Here is a 23367-nt window from a genome sequence, read left to right as displayed (position 1 = left end):
CTCCTTAATCGCTAATTCGGCTGTTAAGACAGCTTCAACCCTGCACGACGCAGGTGGCCAGGTGAGCGGCAAGCGCATCCCAGGCAATGCTTTGTTGTTCGCCCTGGCCACGCAGGGGTTTGAAACCTACCACTTGCTGGGCCATCTCGTCGTCACCGAGGATCAGTGCGTACAGCGCACCGCTCTTGTCGGCTTTCTTGAACTGGCTCTTGAAGCTGCCGGCGCCGGCATTGACTTGCAGGCGCAGGTTGGGCAACTGGTCGCGCACGCGCTCGGCCAGGGTCAGGCCGGCCAGTTCGGCGGCCTCACCAAAGGCGCAGAGATAGACGTCGACCTGACGGGAGATTTCTTCAGGGATCTGCTCAAGTGTTTCGAGCAGCAGCACCAGGCGCTCGATGCCCATGGCGAAACCGACGCCGGCAGTAGGCTTGCCGCCCATCTGCTCGACCAGGCCGTCGTAACGACCACCGGCACACACGGTACCCTGGGCGCCGAGCTTGTCGGTGACCCATTCGAAAACGGTCTTGCTGTAGTAATCCAGCCCGCGAACCAGCTTCGGGTTGATCACGTAAGGAATGCCGGCGGCGTCCAGGCGAGCCTTGAGGCCCTCGAAGTGCACGCGGGATTCTTCGTCGAGGTAGTCGGCCATTTTCGGCGCATCGACCAGTACCGCTTGAGTGTCGGCGTTCTTGGTATCAAGAACCCGCAGCGGGTTGGTTTTCAGGCGGCGCTGGCTGTCTTCGTCGAGCTTGTCCAGATGCGCCGAGAGGTACTCGACCAGCGCTTCACGGTAGCGACCACGGGACTCGCTGGTGCCCAGGCTGTTGAGTTCGAGCTTGACCGCATCGCGGATGCCCAGCTCGCCCCACAGGCGCCATGTCAGCACGATCAGCTCGGCGTCGATGTCCGGACCGTCGAGGTTGAACACCTCGACACCGATCTGGTGGAACTGGCGATAACGGCCTTTCTGCGGACGCTCGTGGCGGAACATCGGGCCGATGTACCAGAGTTTCTGCACCTGGCCACCGCCGGTGATGCCGTGCTCGAGCACCGCACGCACGCAGGCCGCCGTGCCTTCAGGGCGCAGGGTCAGGGAGTCGCCGTTGCGGTCGTCGAAGGTGTACATCTCTTTTTCGACGATGTCGGTCACTTCACCGATGGAGCGCTTGAACAGCTCGGTGAACTCGACGATCGGCATGCGGATCTGCTTGTAACCGTAGTTATCCAGCAAACGCGAAACGGTGCCTTCGAAATGACGCCACAGGGGGGTCTGTTCGGGCAGGATATCGTTCATGCCACGAATGGCTTGCAGAGACTTGCTCACATTAAATCCTTCAATTCGTTCGGCTCAGTCGGGCTCAGCCGCGCGCGATAACCGCTGCGTCAGCTTCGACCTTCTCGGCCGCTTTCTGGCGGATCAAGCGTTCAAGCTCATCCACCAGATTGTCATTCGTCAGTTTCTGCGACGGCTTGCCGTCGATGTAAATCAGGTTTGGCGTGCCGCCTGTCAAGCCGATATGGGCTTCCTTGGCTTCGCCCGGCCCGTTGACCACGCAACCGATGACCGCGACATCCAGCGGCACCAGCAGGTCTTCGAGGCGCCCTTCCAGCTCGTTCATGGTTTTCACCACATCGAAGTTCTGCCGCGAGCAGCTCGGGCAGGCGATGAAGTTGATGCCACGGGAACGCAGGTGCAGGGACTTGAGAATGTCGTAGCCGACTTTCACTTCCTCGACCGGGTCGGCCGCCAACGAGATGCGAATGGTATCGCCAATCCCTTCGGCGAGCAGCATACCGAGGCCCACGGCAGATTTCACTGTGCCTGAACGCAAACCACCGGCTTCGGTAATCCCCAGGTGCAGCGGCTGGACGATTTCCTTGGCCAGCAAGCGGTAGGCTTCGACGGCCATGAACACGTCGGAGGCCTTCACGCTGACCTTGAAGTCCTGGAAGTTCAGGCGTTCAAGGTGTTCGACGTGACGCAGAGCCGATTCGACCAGCGCGGCCGGGGTCGGCTCGCCGTATTTCTTCTGCAGGTCTTTTTCCAGGGAGCCGGCGTTCACGCCGATACGGATCGGGATCCCGCGATCGCGGGCGGCATCGACCACCGCGCGCACGCGGTCTTCGCGACCGATGTTGCCCGGATTGATCCGCAGGCAGTCGACGCCCAGTTCGGCCACGCGCAACGCGATGCGGTAGTCGAAGTGAATATCGGCAACCAAAGGTACTTTGACCAGCTGCTTGATCTTGCCGAAGGCCTCGGCGGCGTCCATGTCCGGCACGGACACCCGCACGATATCGACGCCCGCGGCTTCCAGACGGTTGATCTGGGCAACGGTCGCAGCGACGTCGTTGGTGTCGCTGTTGGTCATGCTTTGCACAGCGATGGGCGCATCGCCGCCAACAGGAACGTTACCGACCCAGATCTTGCGTGATTCGCGACGTTTGATTGGAGATTCGCCGTGCATGACTTATTGACCCAACTTCAGGCGAGCAGTCTCGCCACTGGTGAACGGAGCGACATTGACCGCCTGGCCGTTGTAGCTGACCTGAGCGCCACGGGCGTAGCCCAGGCGTACGGAAAACGGCGGCTTGCCACTGACGGAAACGCTATCGCCTTTACGCTTCAGACCGCTCAACAGCACCTTGCCGGCGCCGTCGGTCACCTGGGTCCAGCAATCAGCGGTGAACTGCAATTGCACCTGGCCCTGGCCTGCAACAGCAGGCGCTGCTGGCACTGGAGCGGCAGCGGTTGGCGCTGGCACAGCTGGAGCAGCCGGTGCTGCAGCGACAGGAGCAGCCGGCGCTGGTGTTGCAGGTGTGGCGACGATCGGAGCAGTAACTGGCGCAACAGGCGCTGGCGTTTCAGCCGGTGCCGGGGTCGCGGTTTCGGCCTGTGGCAACGCCAGGGCCGTTGCATTATCCGTCTGACCTTCCGCGACAGCCTGGTCTTCCGGCTCATCCAGCGGATGAATCTGGGTGGTGCCGTCGGCGCCTTCTACTTCAACGTGTTCCGGGGTCAGGCTGATCACATCCTTGGTGCGCTGCGAAGTCTGGTCCTGCCACCAGGCAAAACCGCCACCCACCACGGCCACCAGCAGCAACAGGCTGACAATGCGCAGGATGGTATGGGACACACGCACCGGCTCTTCGATACGGCCCAGGCTGTGCACGTTGCTGCCCTTGGAATCGGTACCGGTGGACTGGTCGAACTGCTGGACCAGGACGGCCTGGTCCATGCCGAGCAATTTGGCATAGGCGCGAATGTAACCGCGGGCAAAGGTGTGCCCCGGCAGCTTGTCGAAAGCACCGGCTTCCAGATTGCTCAGGGAGCTGACGGTCAGGTTGAGCTTGAGGGCCACTTCGGCCAGCGACCAGCCATTGCTTTCGCGGGCCTGGCGCAAGGTCTCACCGGGGTTAACGCGATTCGCTGCTACAACTTCAGGATGCGCCGCTTTCATCATTGCTCCGACAGGTATTGCTGATATTCCGGTGTACCGGGATAGAGTCGTTTTAATTGCAGGCCAGCACTGGCGGCCTTGTCGCGATCATCAAACACTTTGGCCAGGCGAATGCCGAGCAATAGACTACGTGCATTTTGCTCGGTAAGCAGGCTAAAACGATCGTAATAGTCACGCGCGGGCACATAATGCCTGTCTTCGTAAGACAACTCAGCCATTTCCAGCAATGCACGAGGCTGTTGTCGATTCAAGCGCAGTGCTTTTTCCAGTTGTTGCTGGGCCAACTCGCGCTGGCCGAGCATCGAGGCCGTCATGCCCAGGTTCTCGAACACGCGTGAACGCTCAGGATACAGGGTATCGGCGGCGGCCTGTTCGAAGCGCTCGTAGGCTTCCTTGTAACGTTTCTGCTCGAAGAGAAAACTGCCGTAGTTGTTGAGGATTCGCGCATCGGTGGGGCGGGAAGACAGCGCCTTGCGAAAATGCCGGTCAGCCAGGTCGGGCTCCATTTCGGCCTGGAATACCAGCCCCAGCGCCGCATTGGCGTCCGGGTCGGCGGCGTCCAGTTCCAGTGCCTTTTTCAAGGGCACCTTGGCGCGCTCAGTCATGCCTTGTTGCAAATATCCAATGCCCAGTTGCACGTAGGCATCGCGCGCCTCGTCACGGCCTTTGCTCGTCTTCATCGGGTTGTAGTCGCCCGAAAGCACACAGCCAGCACAGAGGCTGGCCAGTAGCAAAAGCAGCGCAAAGCGCAGGGACATGGAGATCCTCTCTTGATTACTTCGCAGCGTTCGACGCCATATCGTTGTCGGCGTTGAGTTCACGCACGGCGATATAACGTTCGCTGCGACGGGTGCGATCCAGCACCTGCCCTACCAATTGACCACAGGCCGCGTCGATGTCTTCACCACGGGTGGTGCGAACAGTGACGTTGAAACCGGCATGATGAAGCTGATCCTGGAACCGGCGAATGGCGTTGTTGCTCGGCCGCTCGTACCCGGAATGCGGGAACGGGTTGAACGGGATCAGGTTGATCTTGCACGGGATGTTTTTCAGCAACTCGATCATCTCGACCGCGTGCTCGACCTTGTCGTTGATGTCCTTGAGCAAGGTGTACTCGATGGTCAGCACGCGCTTTTCGCCCAAAGACGACATGTAGCGCTGGCACGACTCGAGGAGCATCTTAAGCGGATACTTCTTGTTGATCGGCACCAATTGGTTACGCAATGCGTCATTCGGTGCGTGCAGGGACAACGCCAGGGAGACGTCGATGTGCTTGGACAGCTCATCGATCATCGGCACCACGCCGGAGGTCGACAGGGTCACACGGCGCTTGGAGATGCCGTAGCCCAGGTCGTCCATCATCAGGTGCATGGCCGCGACGACGTTGTCGAAGTTCAGCAGCGGCTCACCCATGCCCATCATCACCACGTTGGTGATGGCACGGTCGACGGTTGCCGGGACGCTGCCAAAGGATTTGTTGGCAATCCACACCTGGCCGATGACTTCGGCGGCGGTGAGGTTGCTGTTGAAGCCTTGCTTGCCGGTGGAGCAGAAACTGCAATCCAGGGCACAGCCTGCCTGGGACGAAACGCACAAGGTGCCGCGTTTGCCCTGGGGAATATACACGGTCTCGACGCAGCTGCCGGACGCCACGCGCACCACCCATTTACGGGTGCCGTCGCTGGAGATGTCCTCGCTGACCACTTCCGGACCACGGACCTCAGCAACAGCCTTGAGCTTTTCGCGCAAGGCCTTGCTGACGTTCGTCATGGCGTCGAAATCATCGACGCCAAAGTGGTGAATCCATTTCATTACCTGACCGGCACGGAAACGCTTCTCCCCGATTGAGTCGAAGAATTTTTCCATTTCCTGTTGAGTCAGACCCAGCAGGTTGGTTTTTACAGTCGATGTAGTCATGGATTCACCTTCACTCTTAAGCCAATGCTTAGCGAGTGGTTACTTCAGTAGCTGCGAAGAAGTATGCGATTTCGCGAGCGGCAGCGGCTTCGGAGTCCGAACCGTGTACAGCGTTGGCGTCGATCGATTCAGCGAAGTCAGCACGGATGGTGCCGGCAGCTGCTTCTTTAGGGTTGGTAGCGCCCATCAGCTCACGGTTGCGAGCGATAGCGTTTTCACCTTCCAGAACCTGAACAACAACCGGACCGGAGGTCATGAAAGCAACCAGGTCGCCGAAGAAACCGCGCTCGCTGTGCTCAGCGTAGAAGCCTTCGGCTTCGGCTTTGGACAGTTGCTTCAGTTTCGAAGCTACAACGCGCAGGCCAGCGTCTTCGAAGCGAGTGGTGATCTTGCCGATCACGTTTTTAGCAACGGCGTCAGGCTTGATGATGGAGAAAGTACGTTGAACAGCCATGGTGTAACTCCAGAAACGGTAATTTGCGAAAAATTAAACCCGCGAATTATACGCGGGTTCTTGGGTATTGCCTAACTGTGTACAGGTCGCCCGCTCTGTAGGAGCTGCCGAAGGCTGCGATCCTTTGATCCTGGCCTTTCGCTTGAGATTCAAGTGGCACCGGAAAGATCGCAGCCTCGCTTCGCGAGTCAGCTCCTACTCGCGTTCTTCGATCCAGTGGGCCTGAATGGCCTCCAGGATCTTCTCGCCACAATGCTCAGGCTTGTCGTCGAATTCGGGCAATTCCATCACCCATTTACGCAGATCGACGAAGTTGACCGACATAGGGTCGACCTCAGGCTTGCTTTCAGCCAGCTGGATCGCGATTTCCAGCACATCAGTCCACTTGAGACTCATGACAATTCCTTGAATCAGTGCGGCGCTTCGGCTGCGTGGTTGAGCGAGTACTTCGGAATTTCAACGGTCAGGTCTTCGGTGCCGACCTTGGCCTGGCAGCCCAGGCGGGACACAGGCTCAAGCCCCCAGGCCCGATCAAGATAGTCCTCTTCCAGCTCGTCAGCTTCTTCCAGCGAGTCAAAACCCTCGCGAATCAGGCAGTGACAAGTGGTGCAGGCGCAGACGCCGCCGCAGGCACTTTCCATCTCGATATGGTGTTCATGAGCCAGTTCGAGGATGGAAATACCTGGCTCAGCCTCCACGACCATGCCATCCGGGCAAAACTTTTCGTGTGGCAGAAAAATGACCTGCGGCATCGTTATTCCTCAATCTCATTCAGGTTGCGCCCCGCCAGCGCGGCTTTCACCGTCGAGTCCAGGCGGCGGGCAGCAAAGGCGTCGGTCACTTGCGACAGACGCTTGGTCTGCTGCTCGATGGCGAAACCATCGGTACCTTTCATCAGTTCGGTCAGTTCCTGCACCTGCAAGTCGATGACCAGGCGCTCGTCGGCGTCGAGCAAACGCTCGCCATCAGCCTCAAGAGCCGCCTGCACCGCTTCGATCAGGCGCTGGGCGTCGACCTGCTGCTCACGCAGTACGCGGGCAACCTTGTCGTCGTTGGCGTGCTGGAACGAATCCTTGAGCATCTTGGCGATTTCGCCGTCGGTCAGGCCGTAGGACGGCTTGACCTGGATGCTGGCTTCCACGCCCGAACCCAGTTCGCGGGCGGAAACACTGAGCAAACCATCGGCATCGACCTGGAAGGTCACGCGAATCTTAGCCGCACCCGCCACCATCGCCGGAATACCGCGCAATTCGAAGCGCGCCAGGGAGCGGCAGTCGCTGATCAGCTCGCGCTCGCCCTGCAACACGTGGATCGCCATGGCCGACTGGCCGTCTTTGTAAGTGGTGAAGTCCTGAGCGCGAGCGACGGGAATGGTGGTGTTGCGTGGAATCACCTTCTCCATCAGGCCGCCCATGGTTTCCAGGCCCAGGGACAACGGAATCACGTCCAGCAACAACAGTTCGTCGCCATCGCGCTTGTTGCCGGCCAGGGTATCGGCCTGGATCGCGGCACCGATGGCCACCACTTGATCCGGGTCGATTTCAGTCAGGGGCTGACGACCGAAGGCTTCAGCCACGGCTTCGCGAACACGCGGCACACGGGTTGAACCGCCAACCATGACCACCGCATGCACGTCTTCCAGCTCGACACCGGAATCACGTACCGCACGGCGGCAGGCTTTCAGGCTGCGTGCGACCATCGGCTCGATCAGGGCATCGAAGGCTTCGCGGGTCAGCTCGGCTTTCCAGTCGCCGTGAACCACTTCGACCGACGGGGCATTGGTCAGCGCTTCTTTGGCCGCGCAGGCGGTTTGCAGCAGTTGACGCTGCGCGCCCGGATCGAGATCGGCGGACAGGCCGGCGCTCTCGATGATCCAGCCAGCGATCGCGTGGTCGAAGTCATCGCCGCCCAGGGCGCTGTCGCCGCCGGTAGCCAGGACTTCGAAGACACCGCCGGTCAGGCGCAGAATAGAGATATCGAAGGTGCCGCCGCCCAGGTCATAAATCGCCACCAGGCCTTCGGCATGCTGGTCCAGACCGTAGGCCACCGCCGCTGCGGTCGGCTCATTGAGCAAACGCAACACGTTCAGACCGGCCAGCTTGGCCGCGTCCTTGGTAGCTTGGCGCTGGGCGTCGTCGAAATAGGCCGGAACGGTGATCACCGCGCCGACCAGCTCACCGCCCAAGGTCGCTTCAGCGCGCTGACGCAGGACCTTGAGGATATCGGCGGACACTTCCACCGGGCTTTTCGGGCCCTGGATGGTGTCGATGAACGGCATGTGCGACTCGCCACCGACGAAACGGTACGGCAGCTGGTCACCCAGCTGCTTGACGTCGGACAGACCACGACCCATCAAGCGCTTGACCGACAGCACGGTGTTCAAGGGATCGGTGGCGGCCGCCAGCTTGGCGGATTCGCCAACTTCGACGCGATCGGCGTGGTAACGCACGGCGGACGGCAGGATAACCTGCCCTTGCGCGTCGGCCAGAGGCTCGGAAAGACCACTGCGCAATGCAGCGACCAGCGAATTGGTAGTGCCCAAGTCGATCCCCACAGCCAGACGACGCTGGTGCGGTTGAGGACTTTGGCCGGGTTCGGCGATCTGCAGTAGGGCCATCGTTATCAGGACTTATCTGTATATCAGGCGTGCGACCGGAGCGGCACTGGGTTAATCGTCGAGGCGCTCTTCCAGCTGGCGCACTTCGTAGGTGAGCTTGTCGAGGAACTGCATGCGCCGCATCAGGCGTTCGGCCTGTTCGCGGTGCACGGCATCGTCCCAGCAAGCTGCGAAGCTTTGGTTCAGTTCATCCTGGGCAGCCTTCAGGCGGCGCTTGAAGACGGCGACGCCATCGAGGTCGGCGCTGTCCTGCAGGTCTTCGAGCTCTTCGCGCAACTCCATCTGTTGCAGCAGAAACTCCGGATCATGCACCGTGACCTCCAGCGGCAGCTCGCCACCATTCAAGGCGAGCAGGTAACGCGCGCGCTTGGGTGGGCTCTTGAGCGTCTGGTAGGCCTCGTTGAGGCTCGCGGATTGCTCCAGCGCCAGCCGCTGCTCCCGCTCGGAAGCGTCGGCAAAGCGGTCCGGATGAACACTGCGCGCCAACTCACGGTAGCGCGTAGCCAGCTGGTCGAGATCCAGGTTGAAACTCGGTTGCAGCTCGAATAAAGCGAAATGACAAGGAGTACCCACGACAAGCCTCAGATGTTGAAGCTTTCGCCGCAGCCACATTCACCGCGCACGTTGGGGTTGTTGAACTTGAAGCCTTCGTTCAACCCTTCCTTGACGAAATCGAGCTCGGTGCCGTCCAGGTAGGCCAGGCTCTTCGGGTCGATGATCACTTTCTCGCCGTGACTCTCGAACACCTGATCCTCTGCAACCACCTCGTCGACAAACTCCAGCACGTAGGCAAGGCCGGAACAGCCTGTGGTGCGAACACCCAGGCGGATCCCTTCACCCTTGCCGCGCCCGTCGAGGGAGCGCCGCACGTGTCGAGCAGCCGCTTCTGTCATGCTGATAGCCATCGGTGACTCCTTACTCGTCGCCAAAAACTGAAAGTCAGATCAAGCCTTTCTTCTGCTTGTAATCGCGAACGGCGGCCTTGATGGCGTCTTCGGCGAGCACGGAGCAGTGGATTTTCACTGGCGGCAGGGCCAGCTCTTCAGCCAGCTGGGTGTTCTTGATGGTTTCCGCTTCGTCCAGGGTCTTGCCCTTCATCCACTCGGTGGCGAGGGAGCTGGAAGCGATGGCCGAACCGCAGCCGTAGGTCTTGAACTTGGCATCTTCGATGATGCCGGCTTCGTTGACCTTGATCTGCAGGCGCATCACGTCGCCGCAAGCCGGGGCGCCGACCATGCCGGTGCCGACATCCGGATCTTCGGCATTCATCTTGCCGACGTTACGCGGGTTTTCGTAGTGGTCGATGACCTTTTCGCTGTAAGCCATGATTCTCAATCCTCACTCATCAGGGCCGCTCTTGAGACCCTGTAGCTGCGCTGCGTCAGTCGCCGCGTCGCTACAGGAGCTGTATCTGGCGGCTTCTATATTTAGTGTGCCGCCCACTCGATCTTCGAGATATCGACGCCGTCTTTGTACATGTCCCACAGCGGCGACAGAGCGCGCAGCTTGGTAACGGCCTCGCAAACCTTCTGCGCGGCGTAATCGATTTCTTCTTCGGTGGTGAAACGGCCGAAGGTGAAGCGGATCGAGCTGTGTGCCAGTTCGTCGTTGCGGCCCAGGGCGCGCAGTACGTACGAAGGCTCCAGGGAAGCCGAGGTGCAGGCCGAACCGGACGAAACCGCCAGGTCCTTGAGCGCCATGATCAGCGACTCGCCTTCAACGTAGTTGAAGCTCAGGTTCAGGTTGTGCGGAACGCGGGCGGTCAGGCTGCCGTTGACGTACAGCTCTTCCAGGTGCTCGACCTGCTTGTAGAAACGGTCGCTCAAGGCCTTGATGCGCACGTTTTCGGCAGCCATGTCTTCCTTGGCCACACGGAACGCTTCGCCCATGCCGACGATCTGGTGGGTCGCCAGGGTGCCCGAACGCATGCCGCGCTCGTGACCGCCGCCGTGCATGGTCGCTTCGATACGTACGCGCGGCTTGCGGCTGACGTAGAGGGCGCCGATGCCTTTAGGACCGTAGGTCTTGTGGGCGGAGAACGACATCATGTCGACTTTCAGTTTCTGCAGGTCGATCTCGACCTTACCAGTGGACTGGGCGGCGTCGACGTGGAACAGGATGCCCTTGGAACGCAGCAGTTCACCGATCGCGGCGATGTCGTTGACGGTGCCGATTTCGTTGTTCACGTGCATGACCGAAACCAGGATGGTGTCGTCACGCAGCTCGGCTTCGATCATCTCTGGGGTAACCAGGCCATCAGTGCGAGGCTCGATGTAGGTCACTTCGAAACCTTCACGCTCCAGTTGGCGCATGGTGTCGAGGACAGCCTTGTGCTCAATCTTGGTGGTGATCAGGTGCTTGCCTTTGGTGGCATAGAAATGTGCCGCACCCTTGATTGCCAGGTTGTCGGATTCGGTGGCACCGGAGGTCCAGACGATTTCGCGCGGGTCGGCATTGACCAGGTCGGCCACCTGACGACGAGCGTTTTCGACGGACTCTTCGGCTTTCCAGCCAAACACGTGGGAACGGGACGCCGGGTTACCGAAGTTTCCGTCGACCAGCAGGCATTCACTCATCTTTTGCGCGACACGCGGATCAACCGGGGTAGTCGCTGAGTAATCAAGGTAAATCGGCAATTTCATGGACTATCTCCTAAATCAGGCTGGCTGGCGTGCCGCTAGCTCTCTGGCTGTCATTCGACGGCGGACGCTTCAATCTTGTCCAGGCGTGGCGCCTTGCTGTTGCAACGGCGTTGATCCTGACGCTGGGCTACTTCTTGCACCTCACGGCGAGTCACAAGGTCAGCCAAGCTGATACCGCTCAGAAATTCGTGAATCTGCAGGCTCAGATCGCACCACAAGTGGTGGGTCAGACAGGTGTCGCCTTGATGGCAATCACCCTGGCCCTGGCATTTGGTCGCATCGACCGATTCGTTCACCGCATCGATCACCTGGGCGACCTGGATACCCTGCATGTCGCGAGACAGCTGGTAGCCGCCGCCTGGACCGCGAACGCTGGACACCAGATTGCTGCGGCGCAATTTGGCGAACAGCTGCTCAAGGTAGGACAGGGAGATGCCTTGGCGCTCGGAGATATCGGCCAGGGACACGGGCCCGTGCTGCGCGTGCAACGCCAGGTCGAGCATGGCGGTCACGGCGTATCGGCCTTTTGTAGTCAGTCGCATGGACAATTACCACGGAGTTCGGAATGAGGCGAGTATGCAATTCCCGAGTATTTAAGTCAACTATAAGACCTAGTACTTTAGTCAGGTTTACCCGCAAAAGAGCGGGCGCATCATAGCAGGGTCTGCGGCGTAATGGCACACCGGTCGGCGTACTGCACTTTTCTGTTTACGACCCGCAATTGCGAATACAACCCCCGTAGGAGCTGCCGAAGGCTGCGATCTTTTGATCTTGTCTTTTAAAATCAAAATCAAAAGATCGCAGCCTGCGGCAGCTCCTACGGGACATCAACCGGCCTGGGTTTGGTCTTTGTCTTTTACGCAGGCAAAGTCTTCTTCGCGCAGCTCAGGCAGATCTTTCGCACAGTAATTGCTGCCCAGATCCTTCAACGCCCCGCACATCCCCTCCAGGCGCCCATCGACCGCCTGCAGGTGGTCAAGCAGCTGGTTGATGGCGCGAGCCACCGGGTCCGGCATGTCTTCGGTCACACCGTAGGCATCGAAGCCGATCTTCTCGGCCATGGCCTTGCGCTTGGCGTCCAGCTCCTGGTCGGGCTTGACGATGATCCGCCCCGGAATCCCCACCACAGTGGCGCCCGGCGGCACTTCCTTGGTCACCACGGCGTTGGATCCGACCTTGGCACCCGCACCCACCGTGAACGGCCCCAGCACCTTGGCGCCGGCACCCACCACCACGCCATCACCCAGCGTCGGGTGGCGCTTGCCTTTATTCCAGCTGGTACCACCCAGGGTCACGCCCTGATAAATGGTCACATCATCGCCGATCTCGGCGGTTTCACCGATGACAATGCCCATGCCATGGTCAATGAAGAAACGTCGACCCACCTTGGCCCCCGGATGAATCTCGATCCCGGTCAGCCAGCGACCGAAGTTCGACACCAGCCGCGCCAGCCATTTCAGGTCTGCGCGCCACAGCATGGCCGACAGACGGTGAATCCAGATGGCATGCATACCGGGATAGCAAGTCAGGACTTCAAAAGCGTTACGCGCCGCCGGGTCTCGATGGAATACGCTCTGGATATCTTCACGCAAACGCTCAAACATCTTTAATCCTTCCGCTTAAGAAGCTCACCACGGGCCGCTTTCTGGGTTTCCGTGAGGATGCCACGCAAAATATTCATTTCCGCCCGGCTGACCGAGCTGCGTCCGTACAACCGGCGCAGGCGCGCCATCAAGTGCCGTGGTTTTTCCGGATCGAGGAATTCGATGGCCACCAGGGTTTGCTCCAGGTGCTCATAGAATCGCTCCAGTTCATCCATGGTCGCCAGCTCAGCGCTTTTGACCGATGCCACTTCTTCCTTCTCGACCTTGGTCGGCTGACCTTGGGCTGCCAAAAAGGACATGCGCACTTCATAACTCAACACCTGCACCGCTGCCCCAAGGTTCAGCGAGCTGAACTCAGGGTCTGATGGGATGTGCACATGATAATGACATCGCTGCAGCTCTTCGTTGGTCAGGCCGGAATCTTCACGACCGAACACCAGGGCGATCTCGGCGCCCTGCCCGGCTTCCTCGACCACCTTCGTGCCGCATTCGCGCGGATCGAGCAGTGGCCAGGGAATGCGCCGGTCGCGGGCGCTGGTGCCGAGCACCAGGTTGCAACCGACCAGGGCATCTTCCAAGGTGGCGACGACTTGCGCGTTTTCAAGGATGTCACCGGCACCGGAAGCGCGGGCATCGGCCTCGTGGTGCGGGAACAGGCGCGGCTCAACCAGCACCAGGCGCGACAGGCCCATGTTCTTCATGGCACGCGCAGCCCCGCCGATATTGCCCGGATGACTGGTATTGACCAGGACGATACGAATGTTTTGCAGCAAGGGAGGCGCTCTCGAACACGATAATCGGGAGCCGAATCTTACAGCTGTAGCTACCGTTAAGCCATGAAAGCGAACGTCGTCCTTCTCCTGTAGAAACTTTCTGATAGAATGCCCGGCTTTCTTTAACAACCTTAGGTGACACATCCATGCAGCCCATGCTGAATATCGCGCTGCGCGCCGCCCGCAGCGCCAGTGAATTGATCTTCCGCTCCATCGAGCGCCTGGATACCATCAAGGTCGACGAAAAAGACGCCAAGGATTATGTATCCGAGGTGGACCGCGCCGCCGAACAGAAAATCATCGACGCACTGCGCAAGGCGTACCCGAATCACTCGATCCTGGGTGAAGAGACCGGCCTGCACGCCGGCAGCGGCATCGAAGGCGAAGAGTACCTGTGGATCATCGATCCACTGGACGGCACCACCAACTTCCTGCGCGGCATTCCTCACTTCGCTGTCAGCATCGCCTGCAAATACCGCGGTCGCCTGGAACACGCCGTGGTCCTGGACCCGGTTCGCCAGGAAGAATTCACCGCCAGCCGTGGTCGCGGCGCTCAACTGAACGGCCGTCGCCTGCGCGTCAGCGGTCGCACCAGCCTGGACGGCGCCCTGCTGGGTACCGGCTTCCCGTTCCGTGACGACCAGATGGACAACCTCGACAACTACCTGGGCATGTTCCGCGCCCTGGTCGGCCAGACCGCCGGCATCCGCCGCGCAGGTTCGGCGAGCCTGGACCTGGCCTACGTGGCTGCCGGCCGTTTCGACGCGTTCTGGGAGTCGGGCCTGTCCGAGTGGGACATGGCTGCTGGCGCCCTGCTGATCCAGGAAGCAGGCGGCCTGGTGAGCGACTTCACCGGCGGCCACGACTTCCTTGAAAAAGGCCACGTCGTTGCCGGTAACACCAAGTGCTTCAAGGCAGTGCTGACGGCCATCCAGCCGCACCTGCCGGCCTCGCTGAAGCGCTAAGCTTGCGGCGACAGAAAAAAGCACCCTTCGGGGTGCTTTTTTTATGCCCGCAATTCACCCCCAAAAACACCACAACCCCACTGTAGGAGCGAGCTTGCTCGCGAAGGTCGTCAACGATAACGCGTGAATTCTGGATGAACGCGGCGCCTGTGGTTTTTTCGCGAGCAAGCTCGCTCCTACAAGGGGAATGCGGTGATGCTTAAATTGTGGGCACAAAAAAAGCACCCCGAAGGGTGCCTTTTTTAACTCGCTACCAGCAGATCATTGACCCTGCTGATTCTCCGACAGAACCAACTTGCCTTCCTTATCCACAGGAATCTGATTCCCCGGATCACGATCCATCCGCACCTTGCCTTCCTTGCCATCCAGCGAATAACGCACGTCGTAACCCACGACCTTGTCGCTGATGTCATTCACCGTATTACAACGGGTCTGGGTCGTGGTGTAGGTGTCACGCTCCTGCATGCCCTCCTGAACCTTGTTACCGGCGTAACCACCACCGACAGCGCCTGCAACCGTGGCAATCTTCTTGCCGGTGCCGCCGCCGATCTGGTTACCCAACAGACCGCCCGCCAGTGCACCCACCACGGTACCGGCGATCTGGTGTTGATCTTTCACCGGCGCCTGCCGGGTCACAGCTACATCCTTGCACACTTCACGTGGAGTCTTGATTTGTGTCTTGACCGGCTCAACGGCGAGTACTTGCGCGTACTCGGGACCGTTATCTTTAACCAGGCTGTAGGTGGCCACAGCGCCTCCGGCAGTTACACCGACAGCACCCAATACCGCACCAACCAGCATCGACTTGTTCACATGAACCTCCTGACCATCACATGCGGCACTTGTCCGCGCTTCTCCCAGCCTTGGAGCATAAAAAAAGGCGCGAGTTCAACTCGCGCCTTTTTTGGACTACATCGCTGAAGGAAATGCCCTTCAAGGACGGTCGTCGATTTCCTTCTCGGTGTTGGCCGCAGGAATCAGATCCTCGGAACTCAGGTTCAGCCAGATCAGCACCACGTTGGCGATGTAGATCGACGAATAAGTACCCGCCAGCACCCCGATGAACAGGGCGATGGAGAAGCCGAACAGGTTGTCGCCACCGAAGAACAGCAGGGCCGCGATCGCCAGCAAGGTGGAGATCGAAGTGGCCATGGTGCGCAGCAGGGTTTGCGTGGTCGAGATGTTGATGTTCTCGATCAGGCTGGCCTTGCGCAGTACCCGGAAGTTCTCACGAACCCGGTCGAATACCACGATGGTGTCGTTGAGCGAGTAACCGATGATCGCCAGTACCGCCGCCAGCACCGTCAGGTCGAAGGTGATCTGGAAGAACGACAGGATACCGATGGTCACGATCACGTCGTGGATCAGGGACACGATCGCACCGACCGCGAACTTCCACTGGAAGCGGAAAGCCAGGTAGATCAGGATGCCGCCCAGCGCCATCAGCATGCCGAGGCCGCCCTGGTCGCGCAGCTCTTCACCTACCTGCGGGCCGACGAACTCGACGCGCTTAACGGTTGCCGGGTTTTCGCCGCCTACCTTCTGCAAGGCCTCGGCCACCTGGTGACCCAGTTGCGGGTCTTCGCCAGGCATGCGCACCAGCAGATCGGTGGTGGCACCGAAGTTCTGCACGATGGCTTCGTGATAACCCGATTTGACCAGTTGCTCACGCACCTGGGTGACGTCGGCCGGACGCTCGTAGGTCAGCTCGATGAGCGTACCGCCGGTGAAGTCCAGGCCCCAGTTCATGCCCTTGGTGGCGACGCTGAACAAGGCCAGCACGGTAAGGAACAATGTGACGCCGAACGCAAAGTTGCGGACGCCCATGAAGTTGATTGTACGTAACATGGCAGCCCCTTAAATCCACAACTTCTTGAAGTCACGTCCGCCGAAGATCAGGTTGACCATCGCGCGGGTCACCATGATGGCCGTGAACATCGAGGTAAAGATCCCGAGGGACATGGTCACTGCGAAGCCCTTGACCGGGCCGGTGCCCATGGCAAAGAGAATCCCGCCGACCAACAGTGTTGTCAGGTTGGCGTCGAGAATCGCGGTGAATGCCCGGCCGAAGCCTTCGTTGATTGCACGCTGCACGGTCATGCCCGCGGCAATCTCTTCACGAATACGCGAGAAGATCAGCACGTTGGCGTCGACCGCCATACCCATGGTCAACACGATACCGGCGATACCCGGCAGGGTCAGCGTTGCCCCCAGCAGCGACATCAGGGCCAGCAGCATCACCATGTTCACCGCCAGTGCGACGGTGGCGATGATGCCGAAGAAGCGGTAGATGGCGATGATGAACAGCGAGACGAACAGCATGCCCCACAGCGATGCATCGATACCCTTGGTGATGTTGTCGGCACCCAGGCTCGGGCCGATGGTACGTTCTTCAGCGAAGTACATCGGAGCGGCCAGGCCACCGGCACGCAGCAACAGCGCCAGCTCGGACGACTCGCCCTGGCCGTTCAGGCCGGTGATGCGGAATTGAGCACCCAGCGGCGACTGGATGGTCGCCAGGCTGATGATCTTCTTCTCTTCTTTAAACGTCTGAACCGCTACGTCTTTCTCGACGCCATCAACCACTTGCTTGGTGTAAGTGGTGACCGGACGCTGCTCGATGAAGATCACCGCCATGCTGCGACCGACGTTCGAACGGGTCGCGCGGCTCATCAGCTCGCCACCGTGGCCATCCAGGCGGATGTTCACTTCTGGCGTGCCGTGCTCGCCGAAACCAGCCTTGGCGTCAGTTACCTGGTCACCGGTGATGATCAGGCCACGCTCGATCTGTGCTGGCGGACGGTTGCCTTCACGGAACTCAAAGGATTCGGAAGTGGCTTTCGAAGCGCCAGGCTCAGCCGCCAGACGGAACTCGAGGTTGGCCGTCTTGCCGAGGATACGCTTGGCTTCCGCGGTGTCCTGCACGCCCGGCAGCTCAACCACGATGCGATTGGCGCCCTGACGCTGGACGATCGGTTCGGCAACACCCAGCTCGTTGACGCGGTTACGTACCGTGGTCAAGTTCTGCTTGATGGAGTATTCGCGGATTTCCGCCAGCTTGGCCGGGGTCATCGCCAGACGCAGCACCGGTTGACCGTTGAGGTCGGCCGGAACAATGTCGAAATCGTTGAAGTTCTTGCGGATCAGGCTGCGGGCCTGTTCACGGCTGTCTTCATCGGAGAAGCCCAGCTGGATGGCACCATTGAGTTGCGGCAGGCTGCGATAGCGCAGTTTCTCTTTACGCAACAGGCTCTTCACATCGCCTTCGTACACTTTCAAGCGTGCGTCGAGGGCCTTGTCCATGTCCACTTCGAGCAGGAAGTGCACACCACCGGACAAGTCCAGACCCAGCTTCATCGGGTGCGCGCCCAGGCTGCGCAGCCATTGCGGGGTGGTTTGCGCCAGGTTCAGTGCAACGACGTAGTCATCACCCAAAGCCTTGCGCACGACGTCTTTGGCCGGCAGCTGGTCTTCAGCCTTGGTCAGGCGAATCAAGCCGCCCTTGCCGTTGGCAGCCAGGGTGGCAGCCTTGACGTTGATCCCGGATTCCTTGAGCGCTGCGCTCACGCGATCCAGATCAGCCTGATTGACCTGCAGCGCAGTGCTTGCGCCGCTGACCTGAATGGCCGGGTCATCAGGATATAGATTGGGAGCGGAATAAATCAGACCGATCGCCAGCACCGCCAGGATCAGAATGTATTTCCACAGAGGGTATTTGTTCAGCATCACGCCGCCCGCTTATGACGCGGGGCGCCTTGCGCGCCCCGTCGATTGAGTAGAAGTTGAAACTTAGATCGCTTTGAGCGTGCCTTTTGGCAGCGTGGCGGCGATGGCGCCTTTCTGGAACTTCATTTCGACGGTGTCGGAAACTTCCAGAACCACGAAATCGTCAGCCACTTTGGTGATCTTGCCAGCGATGCCGCCGGTGGTCACAACTTCGTCACCTTTTTGCAGGCTGCTCAGCAGGTTCTTCTGCTCTTTGGCGCGCTTGGCCTGTGGACGCCAGATCATCAGGTAGAAGATGACCAGGAAGCCGACCAGGAAAATCCACTCAAAACCGCCACCCATTGGGCTGGCAGCAGCAGGTGCAGCAGCGTCAGCCATGGCATTAGAGATAAAAAAGCTCATTTAGCACTCCAGTTGCAAATGTTGAATCTTGGGGTCAGAAAACTCAGTCCAAAGGCGGCACGGGTAGCCCGCGTTTGGCGTAGAAGGCATCGACAAAGGCGGCCAATGTACCCTGTTGAATAGCCTCGCGCAAACCAGCCATAAGCACTTGATAATGACGCAAGTTATGGATGGTATTGAGCATGCTTCCCAGCATTTCGCCGCACTTGTCCAGGTGATGCAGGTAAGCGCGGGAGAAGTTCTGGCAGGTATAGCAATCGCAGGTCGGATCGAGCGGCGAATCATCATGGCGATGGAACGCGTTTCGGATCTTCAGCACGCCGGTATCGATGAACAGATGCCCATTGCGGGCATTACGGGTTGGCATCACGCAATCGAACATGTCCACACCGCGGCGCACACCCTCCACGAGATCTTCCGGTTTGCCAACGCCCATAAGGTAACGAGGTTTGTCAGCCGGCATCATGCCCGGCAGGTAATCCAGCACCTTGATCATCTCGTGCTTGGGCTCGCCCACCGACAGACCGCCGATGGCCAGGCCGTCGAAGCCGATCTTGTCCAGGCCTTCCAGGGAGCGCATGCGCAGGTCCTGGTGCATGCCGCCCTGGACGATACCGAACAGCGCCGCCGTGTTCTCGCCATGGGCGTTTTTCGAGCGCTGGGCCCAACGCAGGGACAATTCCATGGAAATACGGGCGACGTCTTCATCAGCCGGGTACGGCGTGCATTCGTCGAAAATCATCACGATGTCCGAGCCCAGGTCACGCTGGACCTGCATCGACTCTTCCGGGCCCATGAACACCTTGGCGCCGTCGACCGGGGAAGCGAAGGTCACGCCCTCCTCCTTGATCTTGCGCATGGCGCCGAGGCTGAACACCTGGAAACCGCCGGAGTCGGTCAGAATCGGGCCCTTCCACTGCATGAAATCGTGCAGGTCGCCGTGCTTCTTGATCACTTCCGTGCCCGGGCGCAGCCACAGGTGGAAGGTGTTGCCCAGAATGATTTCAGCGCCGGTCGCCTCGATATCCCGTGGCAGCATGCCCTTGACCGTGCCGTACGTGCCCACCGGCATGAAGGCCGGGGTCTCGACGGTACCGCGCGGGAAGGTCAAACGACCGCGACGAGCCTTGCCATCAGTGGCCAGCAGCTCGAAAGACATACGACAGGTGCGACTCATACAGTTTCCTCTGGGCCCGATTCTTCAGGGGCGGTCGGCGCAGGGTTGCGAGTGATGAACATCGCATCACCGTAGCTGAAAAAGCGGTATCCGTTATCGACGGCGGCCTTGTAGGCGGCCATGGTCTCGGGATAACCGGCGAACGCCGAAACCAGCATCAACAGCGTGGATTCGGGCAAATGGAAGTTGGTGACCAGGGCATCGACCACATGAAACGGCCGGCCAGGGTAAATGAAAATGTCTGTATCGCCGCTGAACGGCTTGAGCACGCCATCGCGCGCCGCACTTTCCAGGGATCGCACGCTGGTGGTGCCCACGGCTATCACTCGACCACCGCGCGCGCGGCACGCGGCAACGGCATCCACCACGTCCTGGCCGACTTCCAGCCATTCAGTGTGCATGTGGTGGTCTTCGAGCTTCTCCACGCGCACCGGCTGGAAAGTGCCAGCGCCGACGTGCAGGGTCACGAACGCGGTCTCGATGCCCTTGGCGGCAATCGCCTCCATCAGCGGCTGATCGAAATGCAGCCCCGCCGTCGGCGCCGCCACCGCGCCCAGGCGCTGGGCGTACACGGTCTGGTAACGCTCACGGTCCGAGCCCTCGTCCGGGCGGTCTATATAAGGAGGCAGCGGCATGTGCCCGACGCGATCGAGCAGCGGCAACACCTCCTCGGCAAAGCCCAGCTCGAACAACGCGTCATGACGCGCCAGCATCTCGGCCTCGCCACCGCCGTCGATCAGGATCTTCGACCCCGGCTTCGGTGATTTGCTGGAGCGCACATGGGCCAGCACGCGATGACTGTCGAGCACCCGCTCCACCAAGATTTCCAGCTTGCCGCCGGAAGCCTTCTGGCCAAACAGTCGTGCCGGAATCACCCGGGTATTGTTGAACACCATCAAGTCGCCGGGACGCAAATGCTCCAGCAAATCAGTGAATTGACGGTGTGCCAGGGCGCCGCTGACCCCATCCAGGGTCAACAGGCGACTGTTGCGACGCTCGGCCAAAGGATGGCGGGCGATCAGCGAATCAGGAAGCTCGAAGGTAAAGTCAGCAACGCGCATGATGGGGTTCGTCTAGCAGGGCCGGGAAGTCTAGCGGAATTATCAAAAATTCTCCATGTACCTGATTGACCGACGGTTATCTCATCTCTATACTCCGCGGCCATTGCCCTGATGGCGGAATTGGTAGACGCGGCGGATTCAAAATCCGTTTTCGAAAGGAGTGGGAGTTCGAGTCTCCCTCGGGGCACCAACACAATGAAGAAAGGCCTTGATTATCAAGGCCTTTTTTTTCGTCTGGCGTAAATTTGGCGTAATGCGTTTGACTGATCGATGTCAGTCGACGTGAAGGCCACACTCCCAGACATGGATCACCAGGAGCCGGATGTGGCGTCGCGCAGAAACGAGATTGTCATCGCTGTTATAGGTCTGCTCGGGGTGATTTTTTCTAACTGGGACAAGATCTCCTCATCTGTCAGCCCGGCGTCGAACGCTCCTGTCACCAGCGACGATATTAATGTTCAGGCCAGATACTACATCGAGAGCAGTGGCATCCGAGCGAGCATGGAAGCGCTCGACAAAGCTAGAGCTGAACGCTACAGGCTCGAATATAAGGCCGATCCCGAGACGATTAACTGCATGCTCGACATGGGCCTTCAGAACAGCCAATTGATAGACATCGCGGTAACCACCCTCAAGAACCATTTCACTCTGGAGGAAATCAAGGAGCTGAATCGCATCGAGTCGTCACCTCTGATGCGAAGAGTTGCAGAGAAGCAGCCCGCGATTGCCTTGGACCTGACCAAAGGACTCCAAGAGGCTGCCGACAGAGCACACCGGCGAAACCTCGCTCTCGCGGGTACCAACAGAAAGAAAACCACACAAAGCACAGCTTGCCCAACCCTGTAGACCCCCTCGGAACTGCTCGATGGTGAGGTGCTATCAGCGAGTGATAGCTGTGTTTGAGAGGCCCGATTTCTCAAGTCCGCAATGAGTGTCCGCGCATCAGTCACACACCCCCTATGCGAGGGGAAAAAGTTTTCCGGTCCTACCCTCAAAAACGTGTAAGAAGTGTAAGTGAGATTTCTATTTTCTCTTAAACCCTTACAAATCAAGGGATTATGGATTTTCAAAACTGTAAGTGAAGTGTCGGGGAGCTGTTTTTTGCATACAGTTTTAGACTGTAAGTGAGAGGCATCACAACCCATTGATTTATAAGACTTTTTTTCGAACCCTTACTCCACTTACAGTTTCCTACACTCCTACTGTAAGTGACGATCCCCAGCAAGTACGGGGCTTCCAGCCGGTTTCTGACACTCCTGACACCACTTACACGTCTGGAGGGGGTTACCGAGAAAAGGTTTTTTCTGAAGCCTTGGCGCGATCCTGTAATCCCCTATCGAATGCCGCCTGAGAGTGAAAGCCACTGAAACGCTGCGGCCCGCCCGAAACCCTTGTCGCACGTGGCTTACAGGGAATTAAGCCTATCCCCACACACAGCCCAACTCCGCCCTAAAAAGATCGTGTGCGTTTTGGAAAATCCACTGAAACCCACGTTTTCAAAGTTTTCGCCCAATGAAACCTGGCACTCCAGCGAGCCCCCTTCCGTGACCGCACTCTTCGCCGCTGTGCAACCCCGCTTCATTTCCCTTCAAAACTTTGCACTCAGTGAAATTGCCGATCGCCTGCAGAGCCCCACGGCCCGCCTGGGCTACAGCATCGTTTGCACTACAACCGGATTTGCACAAAAAAAGGACACAAGGCCCGTCGGCGGGAGGGGGATAAGTGCTTTTTCGGTGAGATTTTTATGTCAGCCGTCCTTTTTGCCGCGGTGAAGCAGCGCGCACCCAACCAGGTGTTGCCCAGAGCTCGGAATCAGCGTGAGAATGCCCAGCGTTGCGCGGTCGGCGGTTGCCTCCGATCTCGATGGGGCTATGAGGGGACGAATGCTTTGGAAATGGACAGCTTTACGCAGTGCCTAAACTATTTGGCAGCGACCGGAAAGGAAAAGGGGTCAATGGAGCTATTGCTACCCGTCGCGTCATCTCTACTCGGGATAGTGGTTGGTTTCAGTTTGAATTTGTTCCGGGACAAGTCCAAAAGTAAAAAAGAAAACACCAACAAAATGATGTGCATCACTGAGGACATCGACCGAATTCGCCGTGAAGCAAGTTTTGTATTCACTGAAGCGGTCAGGCATCTCGACGCCATCGGAAAAGGTTCTCAGATCGTAGCTCACCGATTACCAGGTGAAATTTACTCTCCTTATATAGAGAAGCACTTCGTTGAGATCGCCCATCTCTACACCCAGCAGCAGCGGAATAATATCGTTTCAATGCTGCCAACCTTGAAAGACGTCAATGCGATTATCAAGGCTTTGACGACCCCGAAAACTATGGAAGACAGAACGGAATACAAACGCCAGTGCATGAATGCGGGAAATCTCGCTATCTTCTGCATAGAGCGATGCGATGTCTTTTTAGATGGTCCACCAGAATACTTCGCGGATTGGTTTTCAACCGCGCAGAGATTCGACGTTAAATCTGAGTTTATTGATGACCTAGCCCGGAGAGGGACGCCCTGGCCTGAACAAGCTTGAACCATATAAAAAGCCCGCCAATTGGCGGGCTA

Annotated in this window: 25 protein-coding genes and 1 tRNA gene; 4 read left to right on the top strand and 22 right to left on the bottom strand. The window is 59.0% G+C overall.

All coding sequences use genetic code 11. From position 1 onward, the window contains the following. Positions 1–34: 34 nt before the first annotated feature. The 16 genes from hisS to trmJ form a co-directional block, all read right to left on the bottom strand. Positions 35–1324, bottom strand: a complete 1290-nt coding sequence (gene hisS, locus ACM6I6_RS08575) for a histidine--tRNA ligase (protein WP_110660895.1) — start codon at positions 1322–1324, stop codon at positions 35–37. Positions 1325–1358: 34 nt separating this feature from the next. Beyond that, positions 1359–2468 (bottom strand): flavodoxin-dependent (E)-4-hydroxy-3-methylbut-2-enyl-diphosphate synthase, encoded by a 1110-nt coding sequence (gene ispG, locus ACM6I6_RS08570; RefSeq protein WP_003185136.1) that lies wholly within the window; start codon positions 2466–2468, stop codon positions 1359–1361. Between the two features lie 3 nt (positions 2469–2471). Then, entirely contained in the window at positions 2472–3461 is a 990-nt protein-coding gene (locus ACM6I6_RS08565; protein ID WP_414919763.1) for a RodZ domain-containing protein, read from the bottom strand. Then, entirely contained in the window at positions 3461–4219 is a 759-nt protein-coding gene (gene pilW / locus ACM6I6_RS08560) for a type IV pilus biogenesis/stability protein PilW (protein WP_323605702.1), read from the bottom strand. Before pilW ends, ACM6I6_RS08565 begins: the two co-directional genes overlap by 1 nt. A gap of 16 nt (positions 4220–4235) precedes the next feature. Then, positions 4236–5378 carry a 23S rRNA (adenine(2503)-C(2))-methyltransferase RlmN gene (gene rlmN / locus ACM6I6_RS08555; RefSeq protein ID WP_274077264.1) on the bottom strand — a complete coding sequence of 381 codons (1143 nt, stop codon included), beginning with the start codon at positions 5376–5378 and terminating at the stop codon, positions 4236–4238. A 28-nt stretch (positions 5379–5406) separates the two neighbouring features. Then, the gene (gene ndk, locus ACM6I6_RS08550; RefSeq protein ID WP_024014216.1) at positions 5407–5832 is read right to left on the bottom strand and encodes a nucleoside-diphosphate kinase; all 426 of its coding nucleotides are present in this window, start codon (positions 5830–5832) and stop codon (positions 5407–5409) included. A 195-nt stretch (positions 5833–6027) separates the two neighbouring features. After that, on the bottom strand, positions 6028–6228 hold the full coding sequence (gene iscX, locus ACM6I6_RS08545) for a Fe-S cluster assembly protein IscX (RefSeq protein WP_274077265.1): 201 nt from the start codon (positions 6226–6228) through the stop codon (positions 6028–6030). 14 nt (positions 6229–6242) lie between these two features. Continuing rightward, the gene (gene fdx / locus ACM6I6_RS08540) at positions 6243–6584 is read right to left on the bottom strand and encodes an ISC system 2Fe-2S type ferredoxin (protein WP_274077266.1); all 342 of its coding nucleotides are present in this window, start codon (positions 6582–6584) and stop codon (positions 6243–6245) included. A 2-nt stretch (positions 6585–6586) separates the two neighbouring features. Then, positions 6587–8449 carry a Fe-S protein assembly chaperone HscA gene (gene hscA / locus ACM6I6_RS08535; RefSeq protein ID WP_274077267.1) on the bottom strand — a complete coding sequence of 621 codons (1863 nt, stop codon included), beginning with the start codon at positions 8447–8449 and terminating at the stop codon, positions 6587–6589. 51 nt (positions 8450–8500) lie between these two features. Then, positions 8501–9022: a co-chaperone HscB gene (gene hscB / locus ACM6I6_RS08530; RefSeq protein WP_323605699.1), complete on the bottom strand. Its 522-nt coding sequence runs from the start codon at positions 9020–9022 to the stop codon at positions 8501–8503. A gap of 8 nt (positions 9023–9030) precedes the next feature. Next, positions 9031–9354 carry an iron-sulfur cluster assembly protein IscA gene (iscA, locus tag ACM6I6_RS08525; RefSeq protein ID WP_003227904.1) on the bottom strand — a complete coding sequence of 108 codons (324 nt, stop codon included), beginning with the start codon at positions 9352–9354 and terminating at the stop codon, positions 9031–9033. A gap of 34 nt (positions 9355–9388) precedes the next feature. Next, positions 9389–9775: a Fe-S cluster assembly scaffold IscU gene (iscU, locus tag ACM6I6_RS08520; protein WP_046820395.1), complete on the bottom strand. Its 387-nt coding sequence runs from the start codon at positions 9773–9775 to the stop codon at positions 9389–9391. 101 nt (positions 9776–9876) lie between these two features. Beyond that, complete coding sequence (locus ACM6I6_RS08515; protein WP_034150842.1) at positions 9877–11091, bottom strand: IscS subfamily cysteine desulfurase; 1215 nt, start codon at positions 11089–11091, stop codon at positions 9877–9879. Positions 11092–11141: 50 nt separating this feature from the next. Continuing rightward, on the bottom strand, positions 11142–11633 hold the full coding sequence (iscR, locus tag ACM6I6_RS08510; protein ID WP_007903581.1) for a Fe-S cluster assembly transcriptional regulator IscR: 492 nt from the start codon (positions 11631–11633) through the stop codon (positions 11142–11144). 285 nt (positions 11634–11918) lie between these two features. After that, positions 11919–12695 (bottom strand): serine O-acetyltransferase, encoded by a 777-nt coding sequence (gene cysE / locus ACM6I6_RS08505; protein WP_323605692.1) that lies wholly within the window; start codon positions 12693–12695, stop codon positions 11919–11921. A gap of 2 nt (positions 12696–12697) precedes the next feature. Beyond that, on the bottom strand, positions 12698–13468 hold the full coding sequence (gene trmJ / locus ACM6I6_RS08500; protein ID WP_274077269.1) for a tRNA (cytosine(32)/uridine(32)-2'-O)-methyltransferase TrmJ: 771 nt from the start codon (positions 13466–13468) through the stop codon (positions 12698–12700). A gap of 146 nt (positions 13469–13614) precedes the next feature. Here trmJ and suhB point away from each other — a divergent pair, with 146 nt between their 5' ends. Then, complete coding sequence (gene suhB / locus ACM6I6_RS08495) at positions 13615–14433, top strand: inositol-phosphate phosphatase (protein WP_034150845.1); 819 nt, start codon at positions 13615–13617, stop codon at positions 14431–14433. Positions 14434–14694: 261 nt separating this feature from the next. Here suhB and ACM6I6_RS08490 read toward each other — a convergent pair whose 3' ends face one another. The 6 genes from ACM6I6_RS08490 to queA all read right to left on the bottom strand — a co-directional run bounded on the left by ACM6I6_RS08490 (position 14695) and on the right by queA (position 20799). Then, positions 14695–15246, bottom strand: coding sequence for a glycine zipper 2TM domain-containing protein (locus ACM6I6_RS08490; protein WP_323605688.1), 552 nt, complete (start codon positions 15244–15246; stop codon positions 14695–14697). 120 nt (positions 15247–15366) lie between these two features. Further along, on the bottom strand, positions 15367–16281 hold the full coding sequence (gene secF / locus ACM6I6_RS08485; RefSeq protein ID WP_274077271.1) for a protein translocase subunit SecF: 915 nt from the start codon (positions 16279–16281) through the stop codon (positions 15367–15369). A 9-nt stretch (positions 16282–16290) separates the two neighbouring features. Then, positions 16291–18159, bottom strand: a complete 1869-nt coding sequence (gene secD, locus ACM6I6_RS08480) for a protein translocase subunit SecD (protein ID WP_323605687.1) — start codon at positions 18157–18159, stop codon at positions 16291–16293. A 63-nt stretch (positions 18160–18222) separates the two neighbouring features. After that, positions 18223–18561 (bottom strand): preprotein translocase subunit YajC, encoded by a 339-nt coding sequence (gene yajC / locus ACM6I6_RS08475; protein ID WP_016773317.1) that lies wholly within the window; start codon positions 18559–18561, stop codon positions 18223–18225. A gap of 43 nt (positions 18562–18604) precedes the next feature. Next, positions 18605–19720 carry a tRNA guanosine(34) transglycosylase Tgt gene (gene tgt / locus ACM6I6_RS08470; RefSeq protein WP_274077280.1) on the bottom strand — a complete coding sequence of 372 codons (1116 nt, stop codon included), beginning with the start codon at positions 19718–19720 and terminating at the stop codon, positions 18605–18607. A 14-nt stretch (positions 19721–19734) separates the two neighbouring features. Then, complete coding sequence (queA, locus tag ACM6I6_RS08465; RefSeq protein ID WP_046820403.1) at positions 19735–20799, bottom strand: tRNA preQ1(34) S-adenosylmethionine ribosyltransferase-isomerase QueA; 1065 nt, start codon at positions 20797–20799, stop codon at positions 19735–19737. Positions 20800–20904: 105 nt separating this feature from the next. Between queA and ACM6I6_RS08460 the strand changes: the two genes are divergently transcribed. From ACM6I6_RS08460 to ACM6I6_RS08450, 3 genes are all read left to right on the top strand, one after another. Beyond that, a tRNA-Leu gene (locus ACM6I6_RS08460) sits at positions 20905–20989 on the top strand. Between the two features lie 80 nt (positions 20990–21069). Continuing rightward, the gene (locus ACM6I6_RS08455) at positions 21070–21645 is read left to right on the top strand and encodes a hypothetical protein (RefSeq protein WP_414919762.1); all 576 of its coding nucleotides are present in this window, start codon (positions 21070–21072) and stop codon (positions 21643–21645) included. 898 nt (positions 21646–22543) lie between these two features. Continuing rightward, positions 22544–23335 carry a hypothetical protein gene (locus ACM6I6_RS08450; RefSeq protein ID WP_414919761.1) on the top strand — a complete coding sequence of 264 codons (792 nt, stop codon included), beginning with the start codon at positions 22544–22546 and terminating at the stop codon, positions 23333–23335. Positions 23336–23367 lie beyond the last annotated feature (32 nt).

This window comes from Pseudomonas sp. IT-P218, from assembly GCF_949767605.1.
Taxonomy (GTDB): domain Bacteria; phylum Pseudomonadota; class Gammaproteobacteria; order Pseudomonadales; family Pseudomonadaceae; genus Aquipseudomonas; species Aquipseudomonas putida_AE.
This window is presented reverse-complemented; position numbering and strand designations above follow the sequence as displayed.